This window comes from Glaciimonas sp. GG7, from assembly GCF_052976905.1.
In genome coordinates, this window is the sequence record NZ_JBRIIQ010000037.1 from 19,706 (window position 1) to 36,394 (window position 16,689).

General features: G+C 49.6%; 16 protein-coding genes and 2 pseudogenes. 13 read left to right on the forward strand and 5 right to left on the reverse strand.

What is annotated here, in order from left to right; genetic code table 11:
• The first annotated feature begins 298 nt into the window (after nucleotides 1-298).
• A complete protein-coding gene (locus ACVBEF_RS10725) occupies nucleotides 299-2,899 on the forward strand; it encodes a PKD domain-containing protein (RefSeq protein WP_447123932.1) in 2,601 nt (866 codons plus the stop codon).
• Between the two features lie 106 nt (nucleotides 2,900-3,005).
• Here the strand turns inward: ACVBEF_RS10725 and ACVBEF_RS10730 are convergent, their stop codons facing one another.
• On the reverse strand, nucleotides 3,006-3,788 hold the full coding sequence (locus ACVBEF_RS10730) for an IclR family transcriptional regulator (protein ID WP_447123933.1): 783 nt from the start codon (nucleotides 3,786-3,788) through the stop codon (nucleotides 3,006-3,008).
• A gap of 238 nt (nucleotides 3,789-4,026) precedes the next feature.
• On the opposite strand from ACVBEF_RS10730, the gene ACVBEF_RS10735 reads away from it, so the two are divergent.
• The 3 genes and pseudogenes from ACVBEF_RS10735 to ACVBEF_RS10745 all read left to right on the forward strand — a co-directional run.
• The gene (locus tag ACVBEF_RS10735) at nucleotides 4,027-4,497 is read left to right on the forward strand and encodes a diacylglycerol kinase (protein ID WP_447123934.1); all 471 of its coding nucleotides are present in this window, start codon (nucleotides 4,027-4,029) and stop codon (nucleotides 4,495-4,497) included.
• Nucleotides 4,498-4,740: 243 nt separating this feature from the next.
• Nucleotides 4,741-5,049: pseudogene (locus ACVBEF_RS10740) on the forward strand (hypothetical protein); the annotation flags it as partial.
• Nucleotides 5,050-5,119: 70 nt separating this feature from the next.
• Nucleotides 5,120-5,509: pseudogene (locus ACVBEF_RS10745) on the forward strand (RBBP9/YdeN family alpha/beta hydrolase); the annotation flags it as partial.
• 80 nt (nucleotides 5,510-5,589) lie between these two features.
• Here ACVBEF_RS10745 and ACVBEF_RS10750 read toward each other — a convergent pair.
• The 3 genes from ACVBEF_RS10750 to ACVBEF_RS10760 form a co-directional block, all read right to left on the reverse strand.
• Entirely contained in the window at nucleotides 5,590-6,228 is a 639-nt protein-coding gene (locus ACVBEF_RS10750) for a hypothetical protein (RefSeq protein WP_447123935.1), read from the reverse strand.
• A gap of 565 nt (nucleotides 6,229-6,793) precedes the next feature.
• Complete coding sequence (locus tag ACVBEF_RS10755; protein WP_447123936.1) at nucleotides 6,794-6,919, reverse strand: hypothetical protein; 126 nt, start codon at nucleotides 6,917-6,919, stop codon at nucleotides 6,794-6,796.
• A gap of 69 nt (nucleotides 6,920-6,988) precedes the next feature.
• A complete protein-coding gene (locus ACVBEF_RS10760; RefSeq protein ID WP_447123937.1) occupies nucleotides 6,989-8,335 on the reverse strand; it encodes a hypothetical protein in 1,347 nt (448 codons plus the stop codon).
• 330 nt (nucleotides 8,336-8,665) lie between these two features.
• On the opposite strand from ACVBEF_RS10760, the gene ACVBEF_RS10765 reads away from it, so the two are divergent.
• Complete coding sequence (locus tag ACVBEF_RS10765) at nucleotides 8,666-9,262, forward strand: 3'-5' exonuclease (RefSeq protein ID WP_447123938.1); 597 nt, start codon at nucleotides 8,666-8,668, stop codon at nucleotides 9,260-9,262.
• A 91-nt stretch (nucleotides 9,263-9,353) separates the two neighbouring features.
• Complete coding sequence (locus tag ACVBEF_RS10770) at nucleotides 9,354-9,878, forward strand: ProQ/FINO family protein (protein ID WP_447123939.1); 525 nt, start codon at nucleotides 9,354-9,356, stop codon at nucleotides 9,876-9,878.
• Nucleotides 9,879-9,956: 78 nt separating this feature from the next.
• On the opposite strand, the gene ACVBEF_RS10775 is transcribed toward ACVBEF_RS10770, so the two are convergent.
• Complete coding sequence (locus tag ACVBEF_RS10775; RefSeq protein ID WP_447123940.1) at nucleotides 9,957-10,547, reverse strand: DUF1439 domain-containing protein; 591 nt, start codon at nucleotides 10,545-10,547, stop codon at nucleotides 9,957-9,959.
• A 167-nt stretch (nucleotides 10,548-10,714) separates the two neighbouring features.
• Here ACVBEF_RS10775 and mnmH point away from each other — a divergent pair, with 167 nt between their 5' ends.
• The 7 genes from mnmH to ACVBEF_RS10810 form a co-directional block, all read left to right on the forward strand.
• Nucleotides 10,715-11,815: a tRNA 2-selenouridine(34) synthase MnmH gene (gene mnmH / locus ACVBEF_RS10780; RefSeq protein WP_447123941.1), complete on the forward strand. Its 1,101-nt coding sequence runs from the start codon at nucleotides 10,715-10,717 to the stop codon at nucleotides 11,813-11,815.
• A complete protein-coding gene (gene selD, locus ACVBEF_RS10785; RefSeq protein WP_447123942.1) occupies nucleotides 11,812-12,888 on the forward strand; it encodes a selenide, water dikinase SelD in 1,077 nt (358 codons plus the stop codon). Before mnmH ends, selD begins: the two co-directional genes overlap by 4 nt.
• 208 nt (nucleotides 12,889-13,096) lie before the next feature.
• Complete coding sequence (locus ACVBEF_RS10790; RefSeq protein WP_447123943.1) at nucleotides 13,097-13,975, forward strand: putative selenate ABC transporter substrate-binding protein; 879 nt, start codon at nucleotides 13,097-13,099, stop codon at nucleotides 13,973-13,975.
• Between the two features lie 13 nt (nucleotides 13,976-13,988).
• The gene (locus ACVBEF_RS10795; RefSeq protein WP_447123944.1) at nucleotides 13,989-14,810 is read left to right on the forward strand and encodes a phosphonate ABC transporter ATP-binding protein; all 822 of its coding nucleotides are present in this window, start codon (nucleotides 13,989-13,991) and stop codon (nucleotides 14,808-14,810) included.
• A gap of 7 nt (nucleotides 14,811-14,817) precedes the next feature.
• Nucleotides 14,818-15,651, forward strand: a complete 834-nt coding sequence (locus tag ACVBEF_RS10800) for a PhnE/PtxC family ABC transporter permease (RefSeq protein ID WP_447123945.1) — start codon at nucleotides 14,818-14,820, stop codon at nucleotides 15,649-15,651.
• A 29-nt stretch (nucleotides 15,652-15,680) separates the two neighbouring features.
• The gene (gene phnE, locus ACVBEF_RS10805) at nucleotides 15,681-16,460 is read left to right on the forward strand and encodes a phosphonate ABC transporter, permease protein PhnE (protein ID WP_447123947.1); all 780 of its coding nucleotides are present in this window, start codon (nucleotides 15,681-15,683) and stop codon (nucleotides 16,458-16,460) included.
• 31 nt (nucleotides 16,461-16,491) lie between these two features.
• Nucleotides 16,492-16,689, forward strand: a 198-nt coding sequence (locus ACVBEF_RS10810) for a hypothetical protein (RefSeq protein ID WP_447123946.1), incomplete at its 3' end; no start/stop codon positions are given.

Genomic DNA, 16,689 nt, shown 5'->3' on the forward strand with positions numbered 1-16,689 from the left:
CCACCGCTATAGTTTTGTCTCGCACGCACAAAATTCTCTCAATATTGGCGAGCATATCGATGCTCTCCACCATAAATAATTATTAAAATAATAGATAAAAATGTTCTACATTTTTATTCCATTCTGGATAGAGTCGGTTGGAAAATTCTTATTCGAAGATAGAAAACTCTCGATCAAAAATAGGGGAGTCACAATCATCGTTTGAATGGGGGGAGATAGCATCCAATACCTTGCTTTGGTCGCTTTGAAGCAAGTAAATAGTGGTCATCTGTTCATACAAAAAAGGAAGCTTTAATAAATGAAATACAGAAATAACATCCCTTCCGCAGTATCCCTCGGTGCAGTTGTCATCATAAGTGCTATAGCAAGTACAGCCGCTGCAACAGAGAGCAGCGTTCCATTCAAACAACCTGAATGGGCCTTTGATACAAATATTAAGAATTCGAATCTCATCAAGCCGCCAAGTGGTCACGATAGGTTGGGCATCCAAACTCTCGGCATCGGGATCGACAGTCATAGCAAAATTCATGCCGCGTTATGGGGCACGATGTTGCCGATTCCTCCCGTACGCGGCAATGTATTTGGTCAACTAATTGATTATGGTTCAAGAGCTGATATAAGTGATGCTTATACAGTTATTTCCGATATGACGGGGTCAGCCCCTGTCATTGATGAAAAAAATCATCGTGCTTATTTCACTACTAAAAATAAGTCACTGATCGCGGTACCACTCGATGGTGTCGGCGGAGGCACTTTATGGGAAAGTCCGGCACTTGACGATGGCTGGCTCAGCATGCCAGCGCTCAGCCAAGATGGTGAAACCATTTATCTGCAAGGATGTAAGGATCCTAAGGAAACAACAATAGGTACGGTCGTGTACTACGCATTTTCATCTGACGGTAAACAAAAATGGCGGATAGAAGGCGTGTCTGACTACAACGGCTGTCATCCCGGCAGAATACCTTACGCACCAGTGATCGACAGTAAGGGGCGTCCTTATTTCACCAGTTACGTGACACAGAATGTTAACAAGGACCAGGCCCGTGCGATTGAAACCATTGTGGATGGCAAGCGTACCGGCGCACTAGAGTCCTATCAAGCATCTGCTCCGGCCATCGCACATGACCGTCTTTATTTTGTAGCGCCGGTTGGTGAAAAAACTAACGGTAGACATGTGGCGGCCCTCAAGTCTGCCCCTGCTGAGGTGACTTTAGGACAACCTGAACTGATCAAAACACTTTTCACCTTCGGAAACTGGGCCGGTGCGCGCAACAACAATCCCTTGCAATCGCCGGTGATTGCGGGCAATACCGCCTATGTTGTTGATCCTTATCTGGGCACCGTGTATGCCCTGGCTTTAGATCAGGAAAATGAAGCGGGACAAGTTACTAAATTGTGGGAATTTAAGCCTGTCGAGTTGTTGCCGCCTAGCGCCTCCGTTGCTGCCAACGTCAGTATCACGGTCAGCAAAAATGGCACTATTTATGTCACCGCCGGGCGTTATTTACATGCGTTAGACAGTGAGGGTCATGAAAAATGGCGCTATAAATATGCTGCCATTACAGATGAAAACCTAAAAAATACTTCTGTAGAAATAGGTGCAGGCATTCGCACAGTGACCTTAGATGGCGTAGGTGCTGTATTTGCCACGGTGTGCAAAGATAGCAGTGACAAATGTGGGCTACTCACTTTTGGTGGTGATGGTAGTCCAGTGGCGGCTCCTTGGGGTAAAGTCGGCGGCAATGCTGCCAATACTGGTCACGAGTTTGAGACAGACGGCGAACTCATGCCAGTACCAGAAGCTATCGTTGGCAAACATATTAACGTGGTGGCGACAACCAGCAACGGTTTTTCCTATAAATTAGACGGCAGCAAGAGTCTGAATGCAGTGACATATCAGTGGAGAAAATTGAACGGCCCGTTCAGTGTGCGTAATCAAAACAGTGCAATAGCGGAGGCTGTCGTACCTAAAAATACGACGGGTGAGGGTACCTTTCAACTAACCGTTACCGACAAAGATGGCAAGCAACATACCGCCGAGACCAAGGTTACTGTCGGTGCGCCTGGTGTGACGATTAACGGTCCAACGGCGATCAATCATGGGAAAGAAGTCAGCTTGATAGCGCAAGCAAACTTTAAGGGGGCGGGTGGACGCGACCCAGGTTACGACTGGACTATGCAGGACAGCACAGGTAAGACAGTCTTGACAAGGCAGCATCCGCAATTGGATATACCGCCAACCTTGAAAGCAGGAAAGTATCAAGTGACCCTGACAGCGGCAAGTTCGCATGGTGCACGCAAGGTAACGGCAAAGCAGACTTTTGACATCAGGGAGACGGCAGAAGGGGATAGTGCAGCACCGCAAGCTATCGTCGGCAATGATCTCACCGTAGTGCGTACAGAAAGTAACGGTTTTGCCTACAAGTTAGACGGTAGCAAGAGTCGTAATGCCGTCACATACCAATGGATCAAACTGGAAGGCAACTATGCGGGTATACGCAATGAGAATAATGCGGTAGCTGAAGCCATTGTGCCTAAAAAGGTTCTTGGCTCTGTGAAGTATCAACTGACCGTTACTAGCAAAGATGGTCGGCAAGATACTGCCACGATCAAAGTCTCTTCAATTGCGCCAAACGTGACGATTGCCGGCCCTGCCTCCATCACTCAAGGCCAGACGGTGAGTTTGATAGCGCAAGCAAACTTTAAGGCCGCCGATGGAAGTGCGCCAACATATAGTTGGCGGGTACGCAATCTCGTTGAGTCGGAAGCGCGAGAAGGTACTGCGCAGCAATTTGATCTGTCAACTTTAGCAGCGGGAAGTTATTTGGCTACGATGCAATCATCGACTCCACATGGTGGGCGCGCAGCATCGGCGCGACACACTTTTGAGGTCAAATAAGTGATCGATTAGAAGTTGTTTGAATTTCCAGTTTCTTGACCATTGTTTGTTATTTGTGAGGAAGCGGGAGAAATAGCATCCTCTCAATCTATGCGGCGCAACCTTATCAGGCTTGCGCCGCATATCCCAAGACTGCAGAAATCTGCTGCGCGGTCGTCATCAAATCTTCTACCCATTCCTCTTGCAAACGGTCCGCCGGCGCTGAAATCGACAGGCCCGCAATCAGCTTGCCGGAGTCGTCGCGGATACCGGCGGCCATACAGCGTACGCCGAGTTCCAGTTCTTCATTGTCACGCGCATAGCCCAGCGCGCGCACCAGACTTAATTCGTGCTCCAGCTTGCCCAGATCGGTAATGGAGTTCTTGTTATGGCCCGCAAGGCCGGTGCGTGTGGCGTAGGCACGGACCATTTTCGGGTCGTCAATCGATAAAAACAGTTTGCCAGTTGACGTCAGATGCAGCGGCGCACGTCCACCGATAGCGCGCACGACTTGCATCCCGGAACGTTCGGAAAAAGCCCGATCGATGTACACAATTTCGTCGCTCTGGCGGACCGATAAGTTAACTGTTTGATTGGTTTTACGGTGCAGGCTGCGCATAAAGTCGAGCGCTGCTTCGCGCACGTTAAGGCGGCTTTTGACGACATTACCAAGCTCCAACAAACGCATTCCGAGCCGATAAGTACCCGGCTCAGAGCGATCTACAAAGCGCTTGAGTACCAAATCATTGAGGATGCGATGCGCGGTCGATGGATGCAAGCTAGTGGCGGCCGATAGTTCTTTGAGGCTGACCGGGTCGGGGTAGCGCGCAAGGGTGTCAAGCAAGGAGATCATCCGTTCAATGACTTGAATGGAGGTCTTGCCAGTATCGTCGGGGGGGGCTGGTTTCATCGGAGTTTCTGATTGGAATCGCGTTGTAGGTATGGACTGCGTCTGAATTGGTAGATATTTTATATCACAATGTGAAAAATCGGGGCGTGCTGTTGTCATTAGTACCTAATTTAATATCATTATGTCATCGTTGTGACTTTTTTCTTCTTCAATTGGCTTGGGAGGGACTGTTAAAATCCGTCAGCATTTAATCCTCTTGAAACCCCGTCTTAAAACCAAATTCGAAGAGAATGTCAGCATGAACCCACAATCGCATACTCCTCCACCAACACCAGAAACACCAAAATCAAAACCGACGCCGCAAATACCCGCAACACATGAACAAGCCATCAGCCAATTCAAAAGTACCAGTGGCTTCAAGCGTCTTTTTTCGGCACTGTTTTACTCGTTTGATGGCTTGCATGCGGCGTGGAAGAATGAGCATGCATTCCGGCAAGAGTTGATGGTCGTTATCCCTGGTATCGTGATTGCATTTTTTTTGCCGGTTTCTCCGTTAGAAAAACTGTTGCTCATTGCCGTTCTGGTCTGGATCATTATTATCGAACTCATTAACTCAGCCATCGAAGCCGTTGTTGATCGGGTCTCGCTGGAACGCAATCCTTTATCCAAAATTGCCAAGGATTTTGGTAGTGCCGCAGTGCTGCTCACGAGCATTCTGGCGGTCGCGACATGGGGCGTGATTTTGTATCCCTTATGTCATTTCAAGTAGGAAAAAGCAGTCCTTTATGCATTCGGTCAGTCCGTGCTTATTCGTTTTTCGCATCACCAGAGGGGAAGGGATTCGTTCTTTTTTCTATCGACTCTGATTAATCTGTCTTCTCCAGAATAATAAAATTCTCAAGGGAAGCAGATCATGTTGAAAAAATCATCCGATCTATCGTCGCCATAACATTCGTTACGCAAATGGGCTTCATCGCCACTATCGTTCATGCTGTCGATTTTTCGATACTGAATGGTGCATGAACCAATGTTGTTGTTGCTTGATGAGCCGCTCGGCGCACTCGATGCATTGACGTGTATTGAGATGCAGCAATTGATTGAGTCGCTACGGCAACCCAGCGGTTTTATAGCGTTGCTGGTTACGTATGATGTGCAAGAGCTGATTGCGTTGGCTGACCGCATGCTGCTGATCGAAGATGGCGAAGTAGTGTTAGACCAGCGCATTGATCTGCCGCGACCCCGCGCATGGGGTAATCCGCTCTTTGCGCAACTCGAAGAAAAAAATCTTACACGCATCTTGAACCAACATGCCGGTCATTGAAATGTGCACGCGCTTGTTATTGGATTTTCGTGTACTGGTTATACCGGGACTGCATTAAAGTGGACCACAGCATTGGCAATCACGCTGGCAACGTCTGTATCCCGGTATTGAACGGGTTGAACAGAAACAGTGGGATGTTCCTGCGCTGGCGTTATGGTCGCAACGTTTGCGGGGTGTGTTGCTGCTACCGACTGCGGTGCAGAAGCCTGTGCTGTTAGTGGTGCATAGTTTTGGTTGTCTGGCGACGGTACATAACGCGATCACCGCGCTACCGGAGGAATTGGTGGCAGGGATTTTGCTGATAGCACAGGCTGATCCGGAGAAATTTGGCGTCAGCGCCGAACTACGCGCCCGGTTGCCATTTCCATCGATTGTAGTGGGTAGTTTGAATGATCAGTGGATGACGGCTGGCGGGGCATTGGCGTGGGCAACGGTGTGGGGCGAGATGTGCGTTCCCTGATGGAGCAACCTTGGACTAGACGTTCTTTAATTTTCGTCCAAGATTGCAGCGCACAAGTCGCCGGGTATCGTTATTAGAATTTATTCATTGTCATTCTCATTAAACCACTCAAGAACTGGATTTGGGTCATTGGGATCTTTCGGACCAAATTCAGTATGACGATGTATATTGACCCCTCTCTCAGTGGCCTCTATTAGTTCACCCCTTGCAATATTTCCGCCGTTATATACATGAAGTTCGGCGCTCTCTTTTGCCACCACCCTCACTGTGTAGGACTCTCCGGCAGGCGATTTTACCGTCCACAAGTTAAGGGGATCTGGAACGTACACAATGTCATTACAAAAATTTTGTATTCCTTTTTTTTCGTTTTTTTCGATGTCATTTTTCGCTTGCACCGAGACGATACCGAGTGTCTGGATGTCCATGGACTTTGCAACCTCTGCGGCACAGCCTACGCCTTCAGGGGTTCCACCTGTCACGACAAGTAAATGGCCTGCGCCATGTTTATCTATTCCAGTTTGAAGGACAGAGCCAATATCGAGCTTGAGTTTTTCCATTTCGGCGTATCCCTTTCCGGAAAAACCAATAAATTCGATGACATACTTATCTTTGGTAAAGGAATCAATTCTTTCTGCAATAGGATCAGGGATTGTTGGTGTTGGTGGTGTATATGATTCTGTCGTCCGAGTATTACTTACACTGTAATTATTTATATCCATACGAATTTCCTTGAATTAAGTGAATTAACGGAGCGTGGATTAAATCAAAAGTGAGTGCACTTTTCATTAGTGTTTCACTTTTTGTAGCATCTCTTCATCCTCTTTCCTTATAATGATTTCGGCTTATTCAAAACAAGTCTATTGACATGCAAAAAAGTTCGTTCTCTTTATAATAAGTCGATGCAAATATCGCTATTCGTTATTCGTATTGGTAATAAATTGGCGATTTGTTATTACTGGTACGGCATATTTATCTGCATTAAATTTCACGCATTCTACTAAGTCCGTCAGCCCGTTTCGGGTGATGTCTGCTTTACTGCCGCGGCCATATTGCCACTGCATTCAAATCAGCGGGAATTCATCTGGATATCGCGTTGACGGCAATGGATTCGGACGTCATTCAGCAATATTTTTCGCTGGAATTAGGTCTAGGTATTATTGCTGCAATGGCATCCGAGCATACGTGGCAAAACGGTTTGCAAACGATAGTGGTTGGGCATTTGTTTGCATCAAATGTCACGCAGCTGGCGGCGCGGCGCTTATTTACGGTCTTATACGTTGGATTTTATTGTGCAGTTTGCGCCACAGTTGAGGCGGATGGATATTGTGGAGGCGTTGCAGGCGGAGTTGCTGTGAAGGGGCGCGCCGGGTAGTCCTGGGTCAGCGTTGTTGGAATGGTTAGGTCTGTCATTTTCTTCTGGGAGAAAATGACAGACTTTTGATATTTCAGAGTGATTTTTTGCAGAATTAAAATTCGTTATCAGACGGCGTTAGCCGACTCTTCTAATATGGTTGGCATTCTCTGACTATTGGGAACAGCATTAAAGGAAGTTGAGTGTGAACGGAATAGTTTTGCGTGCTCAGATGATTTTCCGCGCCCTTGTTGATCTTGTTGAGCTAGTTCTTCTGCGTAAGCCCGTTTATGGGCATAAAGAGACCTTATGTTTGTTGTGATGTCGTTGTATTGGGTTAGTAATTTTCCTATATCTGTCCATATCTTATGTGCAGTTTTTGCGTTCACTGCTTGTTTTTCGGATTCAGAGTGTGATGTGGGCTTCTGACTCGAAAGATCAAAACGTCCTTTCGCTAATTCTTCACTAAACTTTTCTACCTGAAAGTTTTTAATGTACTTAATTGCATCTTTGTAATATTTTGGTGCAACAGTTTGCAGTTTGTCAGCGGTTTTAAAGAGCTCACTTGTAAGACTGACCAACTCATTGCTCAATTGGCTTATTTTATGGTCGATAGTTGGAACCGGGGACTGCTTCAAACTGCTCCCTTCGGGCTTTTGAAGATTTCTGGTTTCCAATGTTTTTCTGATTTCCAAATCTTCCTTGACAATTGTACTGAGCGTCTGCGATATAGAAAACCCCACGTTTTGAGATGGATTTTCTGAGATGGTCCGATTATTTCGGACGAGTGTGTCGATGACATTATCGGAAATTTTGGATGATACATTTGGATGGTTAGATAGCATTACCAAATACTCTTCAGCTAGTTCCCGTTCTTGTTTAGCACTCGAGTCTTCTAATGCTGCAATATCGCCTAACGTCTCAATTGCAGCGTTAACGTCAAAAACATCCATCCGGCCCTTTTCATCCATTGCTTCACCTTTGATGATTTTCATCTGAAAGTGGATCATCGATAAAGTGCTGTCCCCGATATTTGAGCTTAGTGCAATAGTTGGCTCGGTACGGGGTGGTTGAGGGGCTGGAAGATATGTTGGTTTTGGAATTGTTTCTTCTGGATTAATCTCCGCGCGATGGGTACGGGTGTGATTAATTTGTGGTTGATTCTGGCTTTGGGCGGCAGGAGTTTCGGTATGTAGGTCGATTTGAGTAAGGATTTTGTTTAGATCGCTATTCATTTCGCTTTCCGATGGGTCTAATGACTGGGCGCTTAAAAACCTGTCTCTGATGTTGATGACTGCTGCTCTTGCAATATATGCCTCCTCAGTATTCATTTTGTCGGTAGCTTGTGTTACTCCTTTCAGCGCTGTCTTTACAGTAGACGAAATTAATTTGCCTTCTCTTATAGATTCAATAGTTGAATTTGTAACAAAGTCCCTCACCACCACTGCGGTGGGAGATTGTATATCCATACCCATTTTTACTCCTCCTTAGTATTTGTTAAACTACCATGTCAAATATTTAATTTTGGAGAGACCAGCTTAAATACCGCTCAGCGTGAATGCCGTTCTCGAATTTCTCCAAAAGCACTGAATTATCGATATTTCTCTTATCCGGAGAAATAAAAAAACGCTTATAACTCTTAAGTATGCTTAACAGGTTTGCTGTATTTTTCTATTTAGGTAACTTCGTTTTACGAGGGTGCAATGTGAGAAGCGTAAATAGGGATTTTGGATGACAACGCAACACAATAATTTCTAACACCAATTTCTAATACCAATATACAAAATAGATACTCTAAATATTAAATGACGATCAATTTGAGAGCCGATATAGCTGAGCCTGTACCATCCCTCCCGCGCTACGAGGGTATAACTCTAGCGGAAGTACGCATCATTCAAACGCTGATCCATGCACAAGAGGCACTTACAGCGCTTATGAAGGCCGATGTCATTGGCTTCGATACCGAATCCAAGCCGACCTTTAACAAAGGTGAACTATCCGACGGGCCGCATTTGATCCAGCTTGCGACCGACGATACGGTGTATTTATTTCCTGTCGGACACTTTTCGCATCAGTCGGTATTGAAGCCTGTCTTTGCGTCGACCGCGGTTTTGAAGGTGGGATTCGGTCTGAGCGATGACGTAAAGCTTCTGCAGACAAAATGTGGGATAAGTTCAGCGCATGTTCTGGATTTATCTCGGGCATTACGCAGCGAAAACCGCAACGACTTTGGAGCGAAAAGCGCTGTGGCGCATTTCTTTGGACAGCGCTTGCAAAAATCCAAAAAAACCTCCACCAGCAATTGGGCGAACTCCCCGCTGACCGAGCGCCAGATTCTTTATGCTGCTAACGATGCGCAAGTTGCACTGAGGATATATCGCTTTTGGCGTAAAAGCGGTTGAAGCCGCTGAAATTAGCGCATTTTGAGAGGCAGGCGCTGCACCGTGCTATGCTTCTCGCCTTGAAAATTAAATGTCTTTGTTGTCAATAAATATGACCAGCTCAATTACCAGCTCATCCACCAGTAACACGCCTGACTCAACCTCCACTTCTCCTGCCGTTGTGCCCGATACCAAGCTTGCCCCTGCGCAAAGTGCCCGTATTTTGCTCAAGGAGTTGCAAGAGAAATTCGCCGCTTTTCGCGAATACATGCCGCTGGCGATTGGTGTCGATAAGCAACTTATTGCACGATGCCCTGAATTGAGTCGTAAAGTTTTACGCATGGCGTTAGGGATGCACGTTAATTCGTTGCGGTATTTGAAGGGTATGGAAAAAGCTACCGTCAGATTTGATCTCGATGGCAATACTGCGGACGAAGTAACCGATGAGCATCGCAAGCACGCTTCAGAGATTTTGCGTGAGCGATTCAAGAAAAATGCGGAGCATCGCAAAGTTCAGCTTATTGCAGAGGGCGCGCAGCGCGTTGCCGAAGCTGCAGCACGTGCGGCTGAGGAAGAATTGCGTCAGCGCAACGAGAAGCTCAATGCGTTGACAGAGAAATTTTCGCGCAAGGGCTGATTTGTTCTGATGGCATGACGTATTGAAGACATTCTGAGGGGCGCTAAGGCGCCTCTCAGTGCGTCAAGCCAACGGCGATCAGGTTTCCTTAACCTGCACTACGATGCTATCGGCTTGCATGGTAATCGCACCCGGCTCAAACGTTTTTCCACCCAAACGCAACTCTTCGGGCTTAAACGTATACATCGGATAATTGTTCAACACTTGCTCCGCCACCACTGCGCCAATTGCATTGAGTTGTTGCGTGTATTGGGCACCAATACCGCCGACATTGACACGATCTACGCGCGGCGCATCGAGCCGGATTGCACGGGACAACGGATCGTATTTAAGACCACTGCTCAGTGTGAGTGTGCCTGTGATGGGCGCAGGGAGTAAGAAGTTGCTATTGACATTGAGATTGACCAGGGTGACGATGCGATTTCCCGCCACATCCAGCGTCAGGCGTGGATTGCTGACATCCACTTGAAACACCTCGGCATAGCGCAGCCGCTTGGGAAATTGTTGTTCGATCCGGGTTTGCAGATCGGACAGGGGCAGGGTGTATTCATTGGTCCAGACGTTATAACCGGCGCTTGCCGTGGTCGGTAGCGTCAGGCTGGTGATGGCGATAGTCGCGCTGATAGTCGTCAGAATAGCTTTTATCAGTTTGCGTCGTTTTACTTGCATGCCGGAGTCGTTTTCATGGTGGTATTTGAGAATAGAATTATCTCCGATGTTAGCCGCGTAGCGCCAGTCTGCGTCAGTAATCTATATACTTCGTGCGACGCGCTCCCTCCAAAACACCAGACTTAGCAGATCATGCCAGACAAACTCCGCCTCGAAAAAATAGTGCAATGAAGTATCCCGCTCTCCTGACTTTTACCGACATCCTGCCGCAACTGAGCGCGTTTGACGCCATCATTGATGCGCGCAGCCCGTCTGAGTTTGCGGACGATCATATTCCCGGTGCCATTAATTGCCCGGTACTGGATGACGCGCAACGGATCGTCGTTGGCACGATGTACAAGCAGGTCAACGCATTTGAGGCCAAGAAATTAGGCGCAGCGCTGATTGCCAGAAATATTGCTGCCCACATCGAGAACCTGTTTATCGATAAGCCGAAAGACTGGAAACCGTTGATTTATTGCTGGCGCGGCGGTAACCGCAGTGGCGCAATGGCGCATATCCTCGCAAAAATCGGCTGGCCGGTCATCCAGCTCGATGGCGGCTATAAGGAGTATCGGCGACACGTCAGCGCCACGATGGCCGAGCATGCTGAGCGTCTGACCTATACCGTGGTATGCGGCCCGACCGGTAGCGGTAAAAGCCGCTTGCTGCAAGTATTGGCCGGGCAAGGCGCGCAAGTGCTTGATCTGGAGCAACTTGCAGCGCATCGCGGCTCGGTACTGGGCAACTTGCCGACGACATCGCAGCCGACGCAAAAGGCGTTTGAGAGCAGTATTTGGGAGCTGTTGCGCAACTTCGATTCGACGCTACCGGTGTTTGTCGAGTCGGAAAGTAAAAAAGTCGGCAATCTGCGCGTGCCGGATGCGTTGATGGAAAAAATACGGGAATCGCATTGCGTTGCTCTGACGCTGGCGCAGCCGGACCGGGTTAAATTGCTGATGGATGATTATCTGCATTTCGTCGCTGATCCCGCATTATTGAATGCCCAGCTGAGTTGCTTGACTGCGCTGCATGGGCGCGAAATAATTGGCCGCTGGCAAACAATGGCAACCGATGGCCGCATGGAAGAACTGGTCGATGCCTTGTTGGTGAAGCATTACGATCCGGCTTATTTGCAATCGATCAAGCGCAATTTCGGCCAATTTTCGCAAGCCCAAATCGTGGACTTGCCGGATATCTCAGATACAGCATTTTTGAACGCGGCCCGAATATTGCATCCTGTGACATTGCCGCATGTAGTTGAAGACTCACTGTCAGGATCACGATGACTATCACCAATAACGTCACGAATAACGCCACACCAGCAATCAAACTCACATCCTTCTCGCACGGTGGCGGTTGCGGTTGCAAGATTGCGCCCGGCGTCCTCGCTGAAATCCTGAAAAACTCGACCGGCTTTGCGGTGCCGAAAGAATTAATGGTCGGCATCGAAACCGCCGACGATGCTGCCGTCTACAAATTGAATGACGAGCAGGCGCTCATCGCCACCACCGATTTTTTCATGCCCATCGTCGATGATCCTTACGATTTCGGTCGCATCGCTGCTACCAATGCAATTTCGGACGTCTACGCGATGGGCGGCACGCCAATTATGGCGTTGGCGCTGGTCGGTATGCCGATCGATAAATTGCCGATAGAAGTTATCGGCAAAATTCTCAAAGGCGGTGAATCGATCTGCGCCGAGGCTGGTATTCCGATAGCTGGCGGTCACACCATTGATTCGGTTGAGCCGATTTATGGCTTGGTAGTACTCGGTCTGGTTCATCCGTCCAAAGTGAAGCGCAATGCAGGGGCCAAAGCGGGCGACAAAATTATTTTAGGCAAGCCTATCGGGGTCGGCATTTTATCTGCCGCACTCAAAAAAGGCGCGCTCGATGCGCAGGGCTACGCGGCGCTGATCGAGAACACGACCAAGCTCAATAAGCCCGGCAAGTCGCTCTCTGAATTGGATGGCGTGCATGCGCTAACCGATGTGACCGGCTTTGGTTTGTTGGGACACTTGCTGGAATTGGCACGCGCGGCCAAGTTGACCGCCATGCTCACTATGGATCAGATTCCTTTACTGCCGAACGTGCAGCATTTGGCTGAGCAGGGCTACATCACGGGCGCATCCGGGCGCAACTGGGAAGGCTATGGTCACGAAGTCGTGCTGGGCGAGGCGATCAGTCAGGTTCAGAAAGCATTGCTGACAGACCCGCAAACGTCGGGCGGCTTGTTGGTTTCTTGCGCGCCGGAGGTTGTCGATACGGTCTTGGCGTTGTTTCAGCGGGAAGGTTTTGCTGATGCGGCGGTGGTGGGGGAAATGCAGGCAGGGATACCGGGGGTTAGCGTTTTGGCGTAGGGCCTGTGTTGGCATTCAAATTTTAAAAAACCGTTCGTACTGAGTAGCCCTTCAGGGCGTATCGAAGTAGTTGCATGCGTTGGCGATTCTTCGATACGGCACTGCGTGCCTACTCAGTCCGAACGGGCTTATTAGTACTTTATAAGCCCTATATGCTGAACATAATCGATTTATTTATTCAAACTGTTTAAAAACCTAAGGCCGCATGATGATCCGACTGTCTTCTATCTCCCCCCTCAAATCATTGTTGGCAACGGTGTTCGCCACGCTCGCCCTGAGTACGACTGGCCTGGTTTATGCGCAACAAGTATTGCGCGTTTCAGCCATCCCGGACGAAGCCCCGACCGAACTTCAGCGCAAATTCAAGCCGCTCGGCGCTTATTTGGAGAAAAAGCTGGGCATGAAGGTTGAGTTCACACCTGTTACCGACTACGCCGCCTCGGTCGAAGGTTTGATCAATAACAAACTCGATATGGTCTGGTTTGGCGGCTTTACGTTTGTGCAGGCAAATACACGCAGCGGCGGCAAAGTCATTCCTATCGTGCAGCGCCAAGAAGATCAACAGTTTCAGTCGGTATTTGTGACGACCAACAAGTCGATTAATTCTCTGGCGGATTTAAAAGGCAAAAATTTCACGTTCGGCTCTGAGTCGTCCACGTCGGGCCATTTAATGCCGCGCTCGTATTTGCTGGCGGCTAACATCAATCCCGATGTCGATATGAAGCGCATTGCCTTCTCTGGCGCGCATGACGCCACTGTGGCGGCAGTTGCTGGCGGTAAAGTCGATGCTGGTGCGTTGAATATCTCGGTCTGGGACAAGTTGGTGGGGGAAGGCAAAGTTGATCCAAAAGTGGTCCGGGTGTTCTACACCACGCCCGGCTATTACGATTACAACTGGAGTGTGCGTTCGGATATGAATCCGGTTGTGCGTAAAAAATTGACCGATGCATTTCTGGCGCTAAACAAAGACAATCCTGACGACAAAGAAATTCTCGATTTGCAGCGCGCAACCCGTTTTATCCCGACCAAAGCAGAAAACTATGCCGCCATTGAAGCGGCGGCGCGCAATGCAGGTTTGCTGAAGTAATCGCAACATCAGAATGACACTTTCCTTAACCAATTTATCGGTCCGTCACCCTGGTGCGATTAATGCTACGTTAGCGTTGCAGGGTCTGACGCTGGACATTCATCAGGGCGAACAGATCGCGCTGATCGGGCCGTCCGGCGCAGGTAAAACCACGTTGCTGCATACACTGGCGTGCGCGCTCAAGCCGGAGCAGGGCGGCTTTACCTTGTTCGGTGTGGCCGCATGGGATGTCAACAGCGCTGCTCGTCATGCGCTGCGCAGACGTCTTTTTTTAGCGCCGCAAACACCGCCGCTACCGCCACGCCAGCGTGTGGTCAGCGCAGTGCTGGCTGGACTGCTGCCGCAATGGAGTCTCTTGCAAGCGCTTAGATCATTGATTAAACCAAGCCATCCGGTTGCCGCCTTTAACGCACTGGCGCGAATGAATTTGCAGGACAAACTGTATGCACGCGTGGATCGTTTGTCTGGCGGAGAACGGCAGCGCTGCGCCATGGCGCGCTTGCTTATTAGTGAGGCTGATCTGTTTCTGGTCGATGAGCCGTTGTCGGCGTTAGATCCGGCGCTGGCCTTGCAAACACTGAGCGTGTTGCAGCAGGAAGCAACGGCACGCAGGGCAACGTTGATGTGCAGTCTGCATCATGTGGCACTGGCGCGTACCCATTTTCCCCGCATCATTGGATTACGCGGGGGACGCATTGTGTTCGACGCGGCACGAGAGGATGTGACTGACGCCATGATCGACGCCTTATATCGCAACGAAGGTGACGGCGATGTAGAGACGGTGCAAGATGCGCAGCCATCAATGAGCGCCTCCGCGCTTATACCGCCTTGTTGAATCGATGATGCCTGCATATTCTAAGGATCAGCACCGGGACCCGGCCTGGCGCGGTCGGATTATCACGACCATCGTCGCGCTGGTCCTGCTCTGGCCGATATTAGTACTCAGCGAATTCAAACCGTGGATATTGCTGGACGCCCAAAGTCTGGGTGCCACCGGTAAATTTCTCGCCAGCTTTGTACCGCCAGCACATTCCCTTGCGTTTCTAAAAATGGTTGCCACCGCAACCTGGGAAACCGTAGCGATGGCAACCGTCGGCATGACGCTGGCGATGCTGGCAGCGATACCGATGACGCTCATCGTGACCGCGCATTTATCTATTTCGCGTATTGGGACCGGGCAGATGGGGCGCATGGCGCAATGTGTCCGGCAAGCCGTGCGTTGGTTGTTGGTATTGCTGCGCAGCGTGCCGGAACTGGTCTGGGCTTTACTGCTGGTACGTATCGTCGGGCTCGGTCCGACCGCCGGTGTGATAGCGATCGCGCTGACGTATTCCGGCATGCTGGGAAAAGTCTATGCCGAAATCCTTGAATCGTCGGAAGCACACGCGTCCGACACACTACTCAAAAACGGTAGCGGGCGTCTGACGGCATTGCTATACGGCGCGCTGCCAGAGGCGGCGGCGGAGTTGGTTTCTTACACTGTCTATCGCTGGGAATGCGCCATCCGTGGATCGGTCGTCATGGGATTTGTCGGTGCAGGCGGTCTTGGTCAGCGCATGGATGAGTCGATGAAAATGATGGCCGGAGGAGAGTTGGCGACGATGCTGATGATCTTTGTGCTGCTGGTCGCCGCCGCCGATGCTGTGAGCAAAATGTTGCGCGGGAGGCTAGAGTGAGGCCAACAAACTATCCTGAACAGGCAACCATGCCGCAAGCCCCGCGCTGGCGATTGTCAACGGTAGCGTTGTTATGCGGCTTGATGGCGCTCATCGTTGCGAGTTTTATGTCCCTGCCATTGCAGTGGAGTGCTTTTTTTACGCAAGATGCAATTCGCACAACCGGCGAATTTTTACGCGGCTTTACCCCGCCTGAGTTGTCCACCCCATTTTTGCTAAAGATTGCCATGGGCACGGCAGAAACCTTATCCATGTCGGCGCTAGGCACCGTATTGGCAGCGATTGCCGGTGTCGTATTTGGATTGCCAGCAAGCGGCCGCTTCGGCAGCACAGCACGGGCTGCAACCCGTACGCTATTAAACGTTCTGCGTTCAATCCCCGAACTAGTCTGGGCATCAGTCTTGCTAATTGCAGCCGGATTAGGCCCCTTCGCCGGTACGCTGGCACTGGCTGCGCATACCTCAGGCGTGCTAGGCCGTCTGTTCGCCGACGCCTACGAAAATACCCCGCAGCTACCAGAAGTTACATTACGTATCAATGGCGTGCGCGCTATTCCTGCATTTCTATACGCGACCTTGCCGCAAACCTTGCCGCAAATGCTGTCGTACACCCTGTACCGATGGGAAAACAATATCCGTGCAGCAGCAATCCTCGGCGTGGTTGGTGCCGGGGGCTTAGGGCAAATGTTGAAATATCATTTATCGCTATTCCAAATGCCGCAAGCCGCCAGCGTGATCGTTGCCATGCTGCTGATGGTAGCGGCGGTGGATGGAATTAGTTTCATGCTGCGCCGGGCGATGACGCGATAACGAACTAGCGCAAAAACGTCCATACGTAACAATGATAGAGGCTGTTGTTTTTGAAGTTGCAGGCGCAGCCACAGTTGTAGTTGTTTTTGAAGTTGCAGTTGCAGTTGCAGTTGCAGTTGCAGTTGCAGTTGCAGTTGCTTTTGATCTTGCAGGCGCAGCCACAGTTGCCGTTGTTTTTGAAGTGGCAGTTGACCTACCCCGTCATTTGACGCTGCCAAATTTTCCTGCC